Genomic DNA, 14,992 nt, shown 5'->3' with positions numbered 1-14,992 from the left:
TTGTCGGACGTTTCTCCAATGAGCTTCAGCCCCCTGATTCGCCAGTTGATCGACTCCCTGCGCATCCTGCCTGGCGTCGGTCAGAAAACCGCCCAGCGCATGGCGTTGCAGCTGCTGGAGCGCGATCGCAGCGGTGGCTCGCGCCTGTCCCAGGCGCTGAGTCAGGCGATGGAAGGCGTCGGCCACTGCAAACAGTGCCGCACACTTACTGAGGAAGAACTGTGCCCGCAGTGCTCGGACGTGCGGCGAGACGACACGCTGCTCTGCGTGGTCGAGGGCCCAATGGATGTGTATGCGGTAGAGCAGACCGGCTATCGCGGGCGCTATTTCGTGCTCAAGGGGCATCTGTCGCCACTGGACGGTCTGGGGCCTGAAGCCATTGGCATCCCGCAGCTGGTGACGCGGATCGAGGAGCAGGGGTCTTTCACCGAAGTCATCCTCGCCACCAACCCGACGGTCGAAGGGGAGGCGACGGCGCACTACATCGCCCAGTTGCTCACCAACAAAGGCCTGATCACCTCGCGGATTGCCCATGGCGTGCCGCTGGGTGGCGAGCTGGAACTGGTCGACGGCGGCACGCTGGCGCACTCGTTCGCAGGGCGCAAGCCGATTCAGTTGTAACGAGTCTCTCCGTCTTCAAGACGCTGAGTACCTGTCGGAGTGGACTCGGGTGTAGGACCGGCTTTAGCCGGGAAGGCGGCAGGTGTCACAACCCGAATCCAGGGTGCCCACACGGGCCCATTCCCGGCTGAAGCCGGTCCTACAGACATCCGGCGAACAGATCGACTTTGTTCTCGGGCTTACTTATCCGTCAACGCAAACTCGGTCAGGCAGAACGTCGGGATTTCCATGTCGCGCAGGCGCTTTGAACCGCCCAGCTCAGGCAGGTCGATGATCGCGGCGGCTTCGTGAACCTTGGCGCCCATGCGGCGGATCAGGTTGGCGGCGGCGACCAGGGTGCCGCCGGTGGCGATCAAGTCATCGAACATCACCACCGAATCCCCGTCGCACAAGCTGTCGGCGTGGACTTCCAGCAGCGCTTCGCCGTATTCGGTCTGATAGGCCTCGGCCAGCACGTCGGCCGGCAATTTCCCCTGCTTGCGAAACAGCACCAGCGGTTTGTTCAGTTCGTAGGCCACGATCGAGCCGATGAGAAACCCGCGCGCGTCCATGGCGCCGACGTGGGTGAACTCGGCATCGATGTAACGCTGGATGAAACTGTCGATGACCAGGCGCAGGGCCTTGGGTGACTGAAACAGCGGGGTGATGTCACGGAAAATCACGCCGGGCTTGGGGAAGTCCACCACGGGGCGGATGAGGGATTTGATGCTCAATTCGTCGAAAATCATAAGGATCTCGGGCAGGACATGACTCAAAAGACGCCAGTCTAAGCCCGCCCGGGCCATGATGCATCAGCTTTCCAGCGATCCTCCGGCCAGCGCGCAGAGCTGAATCGGGTCGAGGATGTGGATTTCCTTGCCCTCGGCGGCGATCAACTCGTTCTGTTGAAAGCGGGTGAACACCCGGGACACGGTTTCCACCGCCAGGCCCAGGTAGTTGCCGATCTCGTTGCGCGACATGCTCAGGCGGAACTGGTTGGCGGAGAAGCCTCGGGCGCGAAAGCGGGCGGACAGGTTGACCAGAAACGTGGCGATGCGCTCGTCGGCGGTTTTCTTCGAGAGCAGCAGCATCATCTGTTGGTCATCGCGGATTTCCCGGCTCATCACCCGCATCAACTGGCGGCGCAATTGCGGCAGTTGCACCGACAATTCGTCCAGCCGTTCAAAGGGGATTTCGCAGACCGATGTGGTCTCCAGGGCCTGCGCCGTGACGGGATACGCCTCGGCGTCCATCCCGGACAGCCCGACCAGTTCGCTGGGCAGGTGAAAGCCGGTGAGTTGTTCTTCGCCGCTGTCGCTGAGGCTGAAGGTCTTCAGCGCGCCGGAGCGCACGGCGTACACGGAGTCGAAGGTGTCGCCCTGGCGAAACAGGAAGTCGCCTTTCTTCAAGGGGCGGCCGCGTTTGACGATTTCGTCCAGTGCATCCATGTCTTCCATGTTCAGTGAAAGCGGAAGGCACAACGGGGCCAGGCTGCAATCCTTGCAGTGGGTCTGGGTGTGAGCGCGCAGTTTGACTGGCTCAGACATTGGGTAATTCCTTTTGCAAAACACACATAAGTCGTAAGGGTAACCCACGGGTCAGCACCCCGACTACCACGCGCCCTCCATGGCCATAAATGATTCCTCCGCGCCAGACGGAAAATGCCTATATCACGCGGGCCTATATCACCTGGGAATAGCGCTGACGGTTCTGCGCGCCCAAATACGCATCGAACACCCTGCAGATCGAGCGCACCAGCAGACGCCCCGTTGGGGTCACAGTGATGCGTTTGAGGTCAAGTTGAATCAGGCCGTCGGTGGCCATCATCAGCAATTGCGGCCACTGCTCGCGGAAATATTCGCGAAAGTGGATGGAAAACGTTTCCTCGACGGAGGTGAAATCGAGGCGGAAATGGCAGATCAGTTGCCCGATGATAGCGCGCCGCAGCTGGTCGTCCTCGTTGCAGCGCAGACCGCGCTGGGTCGCCAGTTGGTCGCTGGCGAGCAGGGTCTGGTATTCGGTGAGATTGCTGGTGTTCTGCGCATACACCTCGCCGATCTGGCTGATGGCCGAGACGCCGAGGCCGATCAGGTCGCAGTGCCCATGGGTGGTGTAGCCCTGAAAATTGCGCTGCAAGCTGCCTTCTTCTTGCGCGATTGCGATGTCGTCATCGGGCAGGGCGAAGTGGTCCATGCCAATGTAGCGATAGCCCGCGCCGGTCAGTTGCTCGAGGGTGTGCTGGAGCATCTCCAGCTTCTGCTCAGGGCTGGGCAACTGCGCCGTGTCGATGCGTCGCTGGGGCATGAAGCGCTCGGGCAGGTGGGCATAGTTGAACACCGAAAGCCGGTCGGGCTGCAGGGCGATCACCTGGTCAACGGTACGGGCAAAACCTTCGGGGGTTTGCAGCGGCAGGCCGTAAATAAGGTCGATGTTCACCGAGCGATACTGCAAGGTGCGCGCGGCTTCGACGATGGCGCGGGTCTCTTCCAGGCTCTGCAGGCGGTTGATCGCCCGCTGTACCAGCGGATCAAGATCCTGCACGCCGAGGCTGACGCGGTTGAAGCCCAGCTCGCGCAACAGGCCCATGGTCGACCAGTCCGCCTCGCGCGGATCGATCTCGATGCCGTAGTCGCCGGAGTGGTCATCCAGCAGGGTGAAGTGCTGGCGCAGATGGGCCATCAGCCGGCGCAATTCGACATGGCTGAGAAAGGTCGGTGTGCCGCCGCCGAAATAAAGTTGCTCCACCACCTGACGCCCATCGACATGGGCGGCGATCAGGCTGATCTCGCGTTCGAGGCGCTGCAGGTAGGCCTGGGAGCGACCGCGGTCCTTGGTGACGACTTTGTTGCAGGCGCAGTAGTAGCAAATGTTGGCGCAGAACGGGATGTGCACGTAAAGCGACAACGGCCGCGGGGCTTTGCGGCTGTCACGCAGCGCCTGCAGCAGGTCGAAGGCGCCAACCTGGGTGTGAAACTGCACGGCGGTGGGATAGGACGTGTAACGCGGCCCTGCCAGATCGTAGCGGCGGATGAGTTCAGAATCCCAACGAAGGTCGTCGAGCATGGGGGCGTTCCCGATAAGGATGGCGGTGCGGGAAGTGTAGGGAGGCCGCAGGTGCCGGCATTGATCTGGGTCAACGGATCGGGGCAGCGATTACTCGTGTGCCATGCCTGCATGGTTCATCGCAGGATTCATCCCGTGATTCATCGTGTGAGGCGTGTGCCCCATCAGCCACTGTTGATGAGGGCCGGGGAGTGTCCACAGGCCGAACAGAATCACCAGCAGCCCGCCGGCCACGCGCACGCTGCGCCGACGGAGCAGGGCGGTAATGCGCTCGGCGGCCAGGCCCGTGGCGATGAGCACCGGCCAGGTGCCGACGCCGAACGCGAGCATCAAAAACGCGCTGTGCAACGCATTACCCTGGCTCGCCGACCACAGCAGCGTGCTGTAAACCAGCCCGCACGGCAGCCAGCCCCACACCGCGCCAAGCAGTAAAGCGCGGGGCATTGTCGACACCGGCATCAGGCGGCTGGCCAGCGGTTGCAGGTAACGCCAGACCCCGCGGCCCAGTCCTTCGATGCGGGTCAGGCCGCTCCACCATCCGGCCAGATACAGGCCCATGGTGATCATCAGCAACCCCGCGATCACCCGCAACAGCATCGCCCCCGGGCTGTTGGCGACGGCCCAGCCGAGCATGCCTGTCAGCAATCCGGCGCAGGCGTAACTGAAAACACGTCCGACGTTGTAGGCCATCAGCAGGCGCAGGCGGCGTCCGCGTTGCTCCTTGGGAATGGCCAGAGTGAGCGCGCCCATCAGACCGCCGCACATGCCCAGGCAATGGCCACCGCCGAGCAGGCCCAGCACGAGGGCAGAGAGGAGTGGCGGGAGAAGTTGGGGCAGTAGTTCAGACATGGGCGAGACCTGGAAGTCCTGCGGTGTTTGTGCCGGCGTCATCGCGGGCAAGCGCGCTCCTACAGGGGAGCGCACTCCAATGCAGGAGCGCGCTTGCCCGCGAATGGGCCCTTAAATACCCCGCAAAAACTGACGGGCTCACTTGAAATCATCCTCCCGATCGTCCGCTTTGCCTTTCCCCGACGCTTCATCCACCCCGGCCTGATGGCCGGCATCCAGATCGTCGAACAGAATGCTGTGGGCCGGGCCGTCGAGGTCGTCGTACTGACCGCTGTCCACCGCCCAGAAAAATACGTAAATCGCCACCGCTACAATCAGCAGCGCCACCGGAATCATGATGTAGAGCGCAGGCATCGGGCCTCCGGATCGGGTCGTGTGTTCATGCGGGCACCGCCCGACTCAATGGGACGGTTGTCGAGCCTGCCAAAAGCGGCTTCATCCGCGTCAGACGCAAGGCATTCACGACCACCACCAGCGAACTCATCGACATCCCGGCCGCCGCCCACAACGGCGTCACCCAGCCCAGCGCCGCGAAGGGCAGAACCAGCCCGTTGTACAACCCGGCCCACGCCAGGTTTTCCAGAATGATCCGCCGGGTGCGCCGAGCGAGGGCAAAAGCATCCACCAACACGTGCAGACGGTTGGACAGCAGCACCGCATCGGCGCTGGTCTTGGCCAGATCGGTGGCCGAACCCATGGCGATGCTGATGTCGGCCGCCGCCAGCACCGGCACATCATTGACCCCGTCGCCGATCACCAGAATCGTCCGGCCCTCTGCGCGCAACTGTTGAAGAATAGCGAGCTTGTCATCCGGCCGCAGGCTGCCTCGGGCGTCATCGATCTGCAACTGATTCGCGACGCTGGACACCATGGGCGAGCTGTCGCCGGACAACAACAACGTCTGCCAGCCGCGCTGTCTGCACGCCTCGACCAGCGCCGCCGCGTCGTCACGCAACCGGTCATCCAGCACCAGCCAGGCGAGGGCTTGCGTGTCATTCCCCAGCAGCAACCACTGACCGGGCTCATCGGGGATCAAGGGTACGGCGACGCCACTCAGGGCGCAGACAAACGCGGGCTGACCGATGCGCAACAGGCACCCGTTGACCTGGCCTTCCAGCCCCAACCCCGGCGTAGCGACCACCCCTTCAGCGGTCAGCGGCGTTTTGCCGAACGCTCGGGCAATCGGGTGTTCGGAACGACTTTCCAGGGCCGCCGCCAGGCTCAGGCACTCGTCGCTGGTCATCGCGCCAAGGCCGCGAATGGCCTTTAATGTCAGGCGCCCTTCGGTCAGCGTGCCGGTCTTGTCGAAGATCACCGTGTCGATCCGGTTCAGCCCCTCCAGCACATGGCCACGGGTGAGCAGCAGCCCGAGTCTGTGCAGCGTGCCGGTGGCGGCGGTCAGCGCGGTGGGCGTCGCCAGCGACAAGGCGCAAGGGCACGTGGCGACGAGCATTGCCAGCACAATCCAGAACGCGCGACCGGCATCGAGCTGCCACCAGACCACGCCGACACACGCCGCCAGCACCAAAGAAATCAGCAAAAACCACTGCGCTGCGCGGTCCGCCATCTGCGCGAGGGGCGGCTTCTCCGATTGCGCCCGCTCCAGCAGTCGGACGACGGCAGAGAGCCGCGTGTCAGCGCCAAGGGCGAGCACTTCCACCGTCAGCACGCTTTCAATATTCGCGGTGCCAGCCGTGACCGCATCTCCCACTTCACGTGGCTGCGGCAGATACTCGCCGGTCAGCAGCGATTCATCGACGCTCGACCGTCCGTCAATAACCCGCCCGTCCGCCGGCAACGACGCGCCGGGGTGCACCAGCACGTGATCGTGCAAACGCAACTGATGAGTCAATACGCGCTCAGTCTGACCGTCCGCATCCAGTCGCAGGCAGGAAGCCGGCAGCAGATTGACCAGTTGCGCCGTCGCTAAGCGGGTGCGTTCCCGGGCACGGCGTTCGAGGTAGCGGCCGGTGAGCAGGAACAGCGCGAACATGCCGACCGCGTCGAAATACAATTCGCCAACGCCGGTGACCGCCGTCCAGAGGCCCGCGAGGTACGCCGCGCCAATCGCCAGGGACACCGAAACATCCATGGTGAGATGACGCGCGCGCAGGTCGCGCAACGCCCCTTTGAAGAACGGCGCACAGCTGTAAAACACGATGGGCGTCGTGAGAAACATCGCCACCCAGCGCAGGATCGTGTGCATCTCGGGGCTGAGGTCGATGTTGAATTCGGGCCAGGTCGCCATGGTTGCCATCATCGCCTGAAACCACAGCAGCCCGGCGACGCCCAGTTGCCGCAGGCTGCGGCGGTTTTCCCGGGCCAGATGCTCGGTTGCTTTATCGGCCTGATAAGGATGGCCGGCGTAACCGATGCTGCGCAGCTCGGACAGCACCTCGCTCAAGGGCAATGACGGGTCATGCCAGCGCAGGTGCAGGCGGTGATTGGACAGGTTCAGCCGCGCTTCGACCACGGCGGGCAACGTGCGCAGATGACGCTCGATCAGCCAGCCGCACGCCGCGCAGGTGATGCCTTCGATCATCAGCGTCGTTTCAGCCACATCGCCGGCGACATCGCCAGCGGCGGTGTCATGGCGGACAAAAGGCGCCTGCACATCAGGACGATCAAAGAGGGCCTGCTCATCGGCCAAGGGTGTCGGCAACACCTGCGGATTGACCGACGCTTCGCTGCGATGCAGGTAATAGCTTTCCAGGCCGCCGGCAACGATCGCGTGGGCGACGGCCTGACAACCGGGGCAGCAGAATTCGCGCGGCTCACCCAACACCGGAGTGACGAAGCGCCCGCCCGCCGCGACTGGCAGCGTGCAGTGGTAGCAAGACCGCAGGTTTTTTTTCTCAGTGGCTTTCACGTCAATGCCTGTCCGCGCCCTGAATCGGCTCGTCGCCCAGGGTCAGTGGCTGCCCGGGAACGATCCGCTCTTCTTCGAACAGGCGCCAGGTCTGGCCGTTTTCCACCCCCAGCAATTCGACGAAGCGCCGTCCTTCGACCCTGTCGCTCAACTGCCCGACATAACGCCCCGGCTGCGAAGGATTGCGCGCCAGCACCACTTTGCGGTCCTTGTCCGCCTGGGTCGGAGAGATCAGGTTCAGCACCATGGTTTCCGGCTGACTGGCGCCGCTCAGTTGCACATCCACTTCGCCGGTTACCTCATCGACGCCCACGCGGGCTTGCAGCTTGAGGGACTGACCCAGCAGCTCGCGATCGAGGGAGCGGTTGATGCCTTTCCCGGCCTCGTAATAGTTGTCGGTAACGAGGTTGTCCGGGTGGGTGACGGCGATGGTGACCATGGCCAGGGTCAATGCCACCGAGCAGGTCAGAATGGCGATGATGATCCACGGCCATAGGTGCCGGTGCCAGGGACTTGCTGCGGTAACTGCGGTCATTTCCAACCTCTCTCAGCGAATGGGTGGGCCGATGAAACGGCTCTTGGCGTGGACCTCAGTGTCGCTGTGCTCGATGTCTCTGAGCGTGAAGCTGACCTCGTTGCTGCTCGACGGCAGTTGCTCCGGCGCGACCGACAGCTCCACCGGCAGGCTGATGATCTCGCCCGCCGGCACCTTGATCTCGCGACGGCCTTGCAGCCTCAGGTCCGGCAGCCCGGTGGCGTCGAGCACGTACGTGTGGTCGACCTGGTCCTTGTTCATGACCTTCAGGCTGTAGACGTTTTCGATCCGGCCCTCGGCGTTTTCCCGGTACAGCATGCGGTCCTTGCTGACGTCGAAACCCACCAGCGAGCGCATGTAAAACGCACTGGTCAGCACGCTGATCATCACCAGCAACAGCAACGCGTAGCCGATCAACCGGGGCCGCAGTGTATGGGTTACCTGACCGGAAAGGTTGTGCTCGGTGGTGTAACTGATCAGGCCGCGCGGGTAGTCCATCTTGTCCATGATCGAGTCGCAGGCATCGATACACGCTGCGCAACCGATGCATTCAATCTGCAAGCCATCGCGAATGTCGATGCCGGTGGGGCAGACCTGCACGCACATCGTGCAATCGATGCAGTCGCCCAGGCCCTGGGCTTTGTGGTCCACGTCCTTCTTGCGCGCAGCCCTTGGCTCGCCACGGCGTGGGTCGTAGGAAACGATTAGCGTGTCCTTGTCGAACATCACGCTCTGAAAACGCGCGTAGGGGCACATATGAATGCACACCTGTTCCCGCAGCCAGCCGGCGTTGGCGTAGGTGGCGAGGGTGAAGAAGCCGACCCAGAAATACGCCCAGCCATCGGCCTGGCCGGTGAAGAAATCCACCAGCAGTTCGCGGATGGGCGAGAAGTAGCCGACGAAGGTCAGTCCGGTGACCAAGCCGATCAGCAGCCAGAGGCTGTGCTTGGCAAACTTGCGCGCGAATTTGTTGGCGTCCATGGGCGCCTTGTCGAGTTTGATGCGCTGATGGCGGTCGCCTTCGGTGACCTTTTCGCACCACATGAACACCCACGTCCATACGCTTTGCGGGCAGGTGTAACCGCACCAGACGCGCCCGGCGAACACGGTAATAAAGAACAGCCCGAACGCGCTGACGATCAGGATGCCCGACAGCAGGATGAAATCCTGCGGCCAGAACGTCGCGCCGAAGATGTAGAACTTGCGCTCCGGCAGGTTCCACCACACCGCCTGATGCGCGCCCCAGTTGAGCCAGACCGTGCCGAAATACAGCAGGAACAGCACGACGCCGCCACCCAAGCGCAGATTACGGAACACCCCGGTGAACGCGCGGGTGTAGATCTTCTCCCGCGACGCATACAGGTCAACGGTGTCGCCGTCCTTGTTCGTAGGCGGCGTGACATTGTGCAGCGGAATCTGATTGCTCATGAACGCGTCCTACCACAGTGGAGCAATGAAACTTTCCAATACAGTGCCGGTAGCTGGCTGCATCACCTGTAGGAGCGTGGCTTGTCCCGCGATCGGCTGCGAAGCAGTCGTTACCCTGAGGCCGTTAGCTACGGCACACACCTCGGGTGCCTTATAGGCTGCCCCTTCGCGCCAGATCGCGGGACAAGCCACGCTCCTACAGTAGAGCGCGAGCCAATGCCCCTATAAGGGTGCCGCCTCTTTACTCCTGCTTTTCCGCCGGTTCTTCGCCGTGGGACAAGCTATACACGTAAGCCGCCAGCAGATGCACCCGATCGTTTCCCTGCAGCAGCGCCTGCGCCGGCATCTGGCCCTGGCGGCCGTACTGGATGGTCTGTTGCAGCTGGGCAAAGCTGGAGCCGTAGATGAACGCGCCGGGGTGGGCCAGGTCTGGCGCGCCCAATGCGGCAACGCCCTTGCCCTGCGGGCCGTGGCAGGCGACACAGGTGGTGGCGTAGATTTTCTGGCCCGCCGCCGGATCGGCTTTCGCATCCGCCGGCAGCGTGTGGCCGTTTAGCTGGGTCAGCACGTAAGCCGACACGTCGCGCACACCCTGATCGCCGATTACCGCACCCCACGCCGGCATCACTGCGTGACGGCCGTTCATGATGGAGGTTTTGATGCTCTGCGCATCGCCGCCCCAGCGCCAGTCGGCGTCGGTCAGGTTGGGGAAGCCATAGGCGCCCTTGGCGTCCGAGCCGTGGCAGACCGAGCAATTGGACGCGAACAATCGACCGCCCATTTTCAGCGCTTGCGGATCTTTGGCCACCTCCTCAATGGGCATCGCTGCGAATTTGGCGAAGATTGGTCCGAAGCGCGCCTCGGACCGCGCCATCTCCTTCTCCCATTCATGCACGCCAGTCCAGCCCGTGGTGCCGTCGGAAAATTGGGTTTTCTTGTCGTTGTCGGCGTAGTCATAACCCGGCAGCAGGCCGGTCCAGTTACCCAGCCCCGGGTAAAGCGCGAGGTAGCCCAAGGCGAAAATAATGGTGCCGATGAACAACCAGAACCACCACTTGGGCAGCGGGTTGTCGTACTCCTCGATGCCGTCGAACGCATGGCCGACGGTTTCATCGGTGGTGTCGGCGCGCTGGCCCTTGCGCGTGCCGATCAGCAGCCAGCCCATCGCGAGGATCGTGCCCAGGGTCAGCACCGTGACGTAGACGCTCCAGAAGGTGCTCATGGTTTCGGGCTCCTTGCGGCGTGTGCGTTGCGCTGGTCTTGCGCTCGTCTGACCTGCGCGATTGCCTCGGGGTCATCGGCAAACGGCAGCAGCGTTGCATCGTCGAATTCCGCCTTGCGACGCGGGCTGTACACCCACAACGCCAGACCAATGAAGGCCACCATCACGACAACGGTGCCCAGGCCTCGAATCATTCCTATGTCCATGGCGATCACCGTTTGCTCTTGATGAGGGTGCCCAGGCCCTGAAGGTAGGCCACCAGCGCATCCATTTCGGTCTTGCCCTTCACCGCGTCACTGGCGCCGGCGATGTCGGCATCGGTGTACGGCACGCCCAGGCTGCGCAGCACTTCCATCTTCTTGCCGGTCAGTTGGCCGTCGAGCTGGGTGTCCGCCAGGAAGGGGTAGGCCGGCATGATCGACTCCGGCACCAGGTCGCGCGGGTTGTTTAAATGCGCGCGGTGCCAGTCATCCGAGTAGCGCCCGCCGACCCGGGCCAGGTCCGGCCCGGTACGTTTGGAACCCCACAGAAACGGGTGATCCCAAACGCTTTCACCGGCCACCGAGTAATGCCCGTAGCGTTCGGTCTCGGCGCGGAACGGCCGGATCATCTGCGAATGACAGCCCACGCAGCCGTTGGCGATATAGACGTCGCGGCCTTCGAGTTCGAGGGCCGGACGCGGCTTCATGCCCTCGACGGGTTGGGTGGTGACGTCCTGAAAGAACAGCGGAACGATCTGCGTCAGCCCTCCGATCGCCACGGCGATGACCATGAAGATCGACAGCAGGCCGATGTTCTTTTCCAGTGCTTCGTGCTTGATCATCAGTGGGCCCCCACGACAGCGATCTGCGCGGCGGCTTCGGCTTCTTCCGTGTTCGCTGCACAAATGGTGCGGAACACGTTGTAGGCCATGAACAGCATGCCACTGGCGAAAATCGCTCCGCCCAACGCGCGCACCATGTACCCCGGATGGCTGGCCTGCAGGGCCTCGACAAACGAGTAGGTGAGGGTGCCGTCGTCGTTGATCGCCCTCCACATCAACCCTTGGGTGATGCCGTTGACCCACATCGCGGCGATGTAGAGGACGGTGCCGACAGTGGCGAGCCAGAAGTGCGTGTTGATCAGCGCGATGCTGTGCATCTGCGGGCGACCGTAGAGTTTCGGGATCATGTGGTAGACGGCGCCGATGGTAATCATCGCCACCCAGCCCAGCGCACCGGAGTGAACGTGGCCGATGGTCCAGTCGGTGTAGTGAGAAAGCGCATTGACGGTCTTGATCGCCATCATCGGCCCCTCAAACGTCGACATCCCGTAGAACGCCAGCGACAGCACGAGGAAGCGCAGAATCGGGTCGGTGCGCAACTTATGCCACGCGCCCGAGAGGGTCATCATGCCGTTGATCATGCCGCCCCAGCTCGGCACTAGCAGGATGATCGACATCACCATCCCCAGCGATTGCGCCCAGTCGGGCAGGGCGGTGTAGTGCAGATGGTGCGGGCCGGCCCAGATGTACAGGGTGATCAACGCCCAGAAATGGACGATGGACAGACGATAGGAATAGATCGGGCGTTCGGCCTGTTTCGGCACGAAGTAATACATCATCCCGAGAAAGCCGGTGGTGAGGAAAAAGCCTACGGCGTTGTGCCCGTACCACCACTGGATCATCGCGTCGGTGGCGCCGGCATACGCCGAGTACGACTTGAACAGGCTCACCGGCAGCGAGATGTGGTTGACGATGTGCAACATCGCCGTGACCACGATGAACGCGCCGTAGAACCAGTTGGCGACATAAATGTGTTTGGTCTTGCGTTTGACGATGGTGCCGAAGAACACCGCGCCGTAGGCGATCCAGACAACCGCCAGCAGGATCGCGATCGGCCATTCGAGCTCGGCATATTCTTTAGTGGTGGTGTAGCCCATCGGCAGGGTGACGATGGCGCCGATAATCACCGCCTGCCAGCCCCAGAAATGAAACGCCGCCAGGCCGTCGGAAATCAGCCGTGTCTGGCAGGTTCGCTGGACGACGTAATAGGAGGTGCCGAACAGCGCGCAGCCGCCGAACGCGAAAATCACCAGGTTGGTGTGGAGGGGGCGCAGTCGACCGAATGTGGTCCACGGCAAACCGAAATTCAGGTCAGGCCACACGATCTGTGAGGCGATGAAGACGCCCAGGCCCATGCCGATGATGCCCCAGACCACCGTCATGATGGCGAACTGGCGGACGACCTTGTAGTTATAAGCAGTCGGGCTGGGTGCTGTGCTCATGTCAGGTTCCACGGTGTGTATTTTATTAGTGTGGTCACAGCCGCACCTTCGAAAAAAGCCTGGCCCTTCACGCAATGGCGTGGGTCGGGGCCGACAGAAGCGAGGGGCGCGGTGCACGCAGACGCCCGGCCGCAGATGCGCGGGGTGTGTCTGGCTGAGTGGTCTGAAGGAAGGAAGACAGGTCGAGCAGGATCGCGCGCGTGAGTGGGAGGGATTGGATACAACCCTGCGGGTGAAAACAGCGCTGGGGCTGCTTGTCTGCAAGAGGGTTGCGTTGCCGGGCACAATCTTGTTGCTGGGCCTGTGGCTAGCTGTCGCCGGTCCACTGTGCGGACACAGCTTAGACGCGAATGATCGCGGAGGGAAGGCTTTGGAACAGCACCTGCGACACTTGGCCGCGCATGACATGAAGTTGCCGCGTCCTTGGCGGGACGCGGCGATCAACCATTTCCGGAGATAGCTGAAACGGTTCTCTGCCTGCCGTTCCTGTGCTTCGAGAGAGCGTTTCCACTGCAAAGTTGTATACAAAAAGCCGATGACATTGGCGCTTTTATCTGCCCAAAAATAGTTGGCCCGAGCTGGCAGAAAGGCCGGCGATCGTCACGGGTGATCGTCCGGAGCGGACAAAAAGCATATTCCGTCGATGAAACCGCCCGGTTGTGTGCAGGTTGGGGCGCTCAGGGATCGGTGCTCGTTGCCGAAGTGCCGGGCCAGACTAACGCTTGGGAGCTGAACCCTTGCTGTCGGTACAGGGCAATCGGAGCAGGGTTATGGCACTTCGACGTTGCTGCATAATGGCGGCCGTGGTGCCCGCCTTCGTCGGCGGGTGATTGATGTTTTGTAAAAGAGACCTGCATGAGCAAACAACACGCGGCGAAGCGAACGGCCGATCACTGCGCACAGCTAGCGCAAGACCATGGCTGGCTCTGGAACGCGCCAACCGGCCCGGCGGCGGATGCGCCATCGACGCTGATTCTCGCCCACGGCGCGGGCGCCCCGATGGACAGCGACTTCATGAACGACATCGCCACGCGTCTGGCGACCCTGGGAATTGGCGTGCTGCGCTTTGAATTCCCCTACATGGCCCAGCGCCGGATCGACGGGCGCAGACGACCTCCCAATCCTCAACCGAAGTTGCTGGAGTGCTGGCATGGGGTGTACGCCGCAGTGCGTGCGGGCGTGAACGGGCGAGTGGCTATCGGTGGCAAATCCATGGGCGGTCGCATGGCCAGCGTCATCGCTGACGATGTGCAAGTCGATGGGTTGTTCTGTCTGGGCTATCCGTTCTACGCGACGGGAAAACCCGAGAAGCCGAGGGTCGCGCATCTCGCGGAACTGCGGACGCCGACGCTGATCATTCAGGGCGAGCGCGATGCGTTGGGGAATCGAGAGGCGGTTGAAGGGTACAAGCTGTCGAAAGCCATCAATGTGCACTGGGTGCCGACTGCCAACCATGACCTCAAACCGTTGAAATCATCGGGCCTCAGGGTCGAGTCGTGTATGCAGGAAATCGCCGAGCTGATGGCGCGCCGGCTGGTCGGATAGAGGGGTGCTCTTCGGCATTTGTGTCGCAGACCAGGTCGAACAGACCGTCGGTCACGTGGAAGCCCTTCGTGGGGACCGCAAACTCGAAGTTGCCGTGCAGCGCTCCGGCTGCTGCATCGCAGCCCAGCAGGGTCAGGTTGCCTTGCTGCAAATCGCGTGAGTGATAAATCTTCGCCATCCGCGTGGGGGTGAGGTGATAGATGACGGTGATCTGATCGTTGCGCAGCAGGTTGTAGTTGCCAGGTGGCACCGTTTCATCGATGAACAGGCCGATCATGGTGCGGTGCCGGCGAACCGTGCCGGTGGCGAGAATCTTCCAGATTCGGCACGTGAGTGGATCCGATCGGCCCGGGCGCAGGCACGCCATGGCGCTCAGGCTGTGGGTGATGAAAGGATGGCCGTTGACGGTGGCGCTGAACGTGCCGAGCGCCGCCGGTGCCTGCGGGCGCTGAAGAGGAGGTTTTGCCGGCATTTTTCTGAGGTTTCCATGAAGGGTTTTTAGGGGCGGTGTGGGCGCTGCGCACGTGTAAGACGCCGTCGGGTCGCGACGACGTCTTTGAAAGGGGAGCTGCTTACGTCTTACAGGCCAGGTTGTGAAGCGGGTGGGCTCGCGTAA

At 62.5% G+C, this 14,992-nt stretch carries 15 protein-coding genes; 2 read left to right on the top strand and 13 right to left on the bottom strand.

What is annotated here, in order from left to right:
- The first annotated feature begins 18 nt into the window (after positions 1-18).
- Positions 19-621, top strand: coding sequence for a recombination mediator RecR (gene recR, locus L4G42_RS08870; RefSeq protein ID WP_237251418.1), 603 nt, complete (start codon positions 19-21; stop codon positions 619-621).
- A gap of 179 nt (positions 622-800) precedes the next feature.
- On the opposite strand, the gene L4G42_RS08865 is transcribed toward recR, so the two are convergent.
- The 12 genes from L4G42_RS08865 to ccoN form a co-directional block, all read right to left on the bottom strand.
- The gene (locus tag L4G42_RS08865) at positions 801-1,349 is read right to left on the bottom strand and encodes an adenine phosphoribosyltransferase (protein WP_237251417.1); all 549 of its coding nucleotides are present in this window, start codon (positions 1,347-1,349) and stop codon (positions 801-803) included.
- Between the two features lie 63 nt (positions 1,350-1,412).
- Entirely contained in the window at positions 1,413-2,147 is a 735-nt protein-coding gene (fnr, locus tag L4G42_RS08860; protein ID WP_237251416.1) for a fumarate/nitrate reduction transcriptional regulator Fnr, read from the bottom strand.
- A gap of 133 nt (positions 2,148-2,280) precedes the next feature.
- Complete coding sequence (hemN, locus tag L4G42_RS08855) at positions 2,281-3,663, bottom strand: oxygen-independent coproporphyrinogen III oxidase (RefSeq protein WP_237259691.1); 1,383 nt, start codon at positions 3,661-3,663, stop codon at positions 2,281-2,283.
- A gap of 90 nt (positions 3,664-3,753) precedes the next feature.
- Positions 3,754-4,512 carry a sulfite exporter TauE/SafE family protein gene (locus tag L4G42_RS08850; RefSeq protein ID WP_419789355.1) on the bottom strand — a complete coding sequence of 253 codons (759 nt, stop codon included), beginning with the start codon at positions 4,510-4,512 and terminating at the stop codon, positions 3,754-3,756.
- Between the two features lie 138 nt (positions 4,513-4,650).
- Positions 4,651-4,866: a cbb3-type cytochrome oxidase assembly protein CcoS gene (gene ccoS / locus L4G42_RS08845; RefSeq protein ID WP_237251415.1), complete on the bottom strand. Its 216-nt coding sequence runs from the start codon at positions 4,864-4,866 to the stop codon at positions 4,651-4,653.
- Between the two features lie 25 nt (positions 4,867-4,891).
- Complete coding sequence (locus L4G42_RS08840) at positions 4,892-7,357, bottom strand: heavy metal translocating P-type ATPase (RefSeq protein ID WP_237251489.1); 2,466 nt, start codon at positions 7,355-7,357, stop codon at positions 4,892-4,894.
- Between the two features lie 25 nt (positions 7,358-7,382).
- Positions 7,383-7,916 carry a FixH family protein gene (locus L4G42_RS08835; RefSeq protein WP_237251414.1) on the bottom strand — a complete coding sequence of 178 codons (534 nt, stop codon included), beginning with the start codon at positions 7,914-7,916 and terminating at the stop codon, positions 7,383-7,385.
- A gap of 12 nt (positions 7,917-7,928) precedes the next feature.
- Entirely contained in the window at positions 7,929-9,344 is a 1,416-nt protein-coding gene (gene ccoG / locus L4G42_RS08830) for a cytochrome c oxidase accessory protein CcoG (protein WP_237251413.1), read from the bottom strand.
- 241 nt (positions 9,345-9,585) lie between these two features.
- On the bottom strand, positions 9,586-10,566 hold the full coding sequence (gene ccoP / locus L4G42_RS08825) for a cytochrome-c oxidase, cbb3-type subunit III (protein ID WP_237251412.1): 981 nt from the start codon (positions 10,564-10,566) through the stop codon (positions 9,586-9,588).
- Positions 10,563-10,772, bottom strand: a complete 210-nt coding sequence (locus L4G42_RS08820; protein ID WP_237251411.1) for a cbb3-type cytochrome oxidase subunit 3 — start codon at positions 10,770-10,772, stop codon at positions 10,563-10,565. Before L4G42_RS08820 ends, ccoP begins: the two co-directional genes overlap by 4 nt.
- Before the next feature lie 5 nt (positions 10,773-10,777).
- A complete protein-coding gene (ccoO, locus tag L4G42_RS08815) occupies positions 10,778-11,389 on the bottom strand; it encodes a cytochrome-c oxidase, cbb3-type subunit II (protein WP_237251410.1) in 612 nt (203 codons plus the stop codon).
- Entirely contained in the window at positions 11,389-12,831 is a 1,443-nt protein-coding gene (ccoN, locus tag L4G42_RS08810) for a cytochrome-c oxidase, cbb3-type subunit I (protein WP_237260765.1), read from the bottom strand. Before ccoN ends, ccoO begins: the two co-directional genes overlap by 1 nt.
- 855 nt (positions 12,832-13,686) lie before the next feature.
- Between ccoN and L4G42_RS08805 the strand changes: the two genes are divergently transcribed.
- Positions 13,687-14,376 (top strand): alpha/beta family hydrolase, encoded by a 690-nt coding sequence (locus L4G42_RS08805; RefSeq protein WP_237251408.1) that lies wholly within the window; start codon positions 13,687-13,689, stop codon positions 14,374-14,376.
- Here the strand turns inward: L4G42_RS08805 and L4G42_RS08800 are convergent.
- Positions 14,315-14,848 carry a hypothetical protein gene (locus L4G42_RS08800; RefSeq protein ID WP_237251407.1) on the bottom strand — a complete coding sequence of 178 codons (534 nt, stop codon included), beginning with the start codon at positions 14,846-14,848 and terminating at the stop codon, positions 14,315-14,317. The two genes, L4G42_RS08805 and L4G42_RS08800, sit on opposite strands and share 62 nt — an antisense overlap.
- Positions 14,849-14,992: the final 144 nt, after the last annotated feature.

Source organism: Pseudomonas petrae, from assembly GCF_021728295.1.
Lineage (GTDB): Bacteria > Pseudomonadota > Gammaproteobacteria > Pseudomonadales > Pseudomonadaceae > Aquipseudomonas > Aquipseudomonas petrae.
Note: the sequence above shows the minus strand (reverse complement) of the source record. Positions and strands in the feature narration are given on the sequence as shown.

Coding starts and splice junctions, on each gene's coding strand:
- recR (WP_237251418.1), top strand. CDS start 19: ATGAGCTTCAGCCCCCTGATTCGCCAGTTGATCGACTCCCTGCGCATC.
- L4G42_RS08865 (WP_237251417.1), bottom strand. CDS start 1,349: ATGATTTTCGACGAATTGAGCATCAAATCCCTCATCCGCCCCGTGGTG.
- fnr (WP_237251416.1), bottom strand. CDS start 2,147: ATGTCTGAGCCAGTCAAACTGCGCGCTCACACCCAGACCCACTGCAAG.
- hemN (WP_237259691.1), bottom strand. CDS start 3,663: ATGCTCGACGACCTTCGTTGGGATTCTGAACTCATCCGCCGCTACGAT.
- L4G42_RS08850 (WP_419789355.1), bottom strand. CDS start 4,512: ATGTCTGAACTACTGCCCCAACTTCTCCCGCCACTCCTCTCTGCCCTC.
- ccoS (WP_237251415.1), bottom strand. CDS start 4,866: ATGCCTGCGCTCTACATCATGATTCCGGTGGCGCTGCTGATTGTAGCG.
- L4G42_RS08835 (WP_237251414.1), bottom strand. CDS start 7,916: ATGACCGCAGTTACCGCAGCAAGTCCCTGGCACCGGCACCTATGGCCG.
- ccoG (WP_237251413.1), bottom strand. CDS start 9,344: ATGAGCAATCAGATTCCGCTGCACAATGTCACGCCGCCTACGAACAAG.
- ccoP (WP_237251412.1), bottom strand. CDS start 10,566: ATGAGCACCTTCTGGAGCGTCTACGTCACGGTGCTGACCCTGGGCACG.
- L4G42_RS08820 (WP_237251411.1), bottom strand. CDS start 10,772: ATGGACATAGGAATGATTCGAGGCCTGGGCACCGTTGTCGTGATGGTG.
- ccoO (WP_237251410.1), bottom strand. CDS start 11,389: ATGATCAAGCACGAAGCACTGGAAAAGAACATCGGCCTGCTGTCGATC.
- ccoN (WP_237260765.1), bottom strand. CDS start 12,831: ATGAGCACAGCACCCAGCCCGACTGCTTATAACTACAAGGTCGTCCGC.
- L4G42_RS08805 (WP_237251408.1), top strand. CDS start 13,687: ATGAGCAAACAACACGCGGCGAAGCGAACGGCCGATCACTGCGCACAG.
- L4G42_RS08800 (WP_237251407.1), bottom strand. CDS start 14,848: ATGCCGGCAAAACCTCCTCTTCAGCGCCCGCAGGCACCGGCGGCGCTC.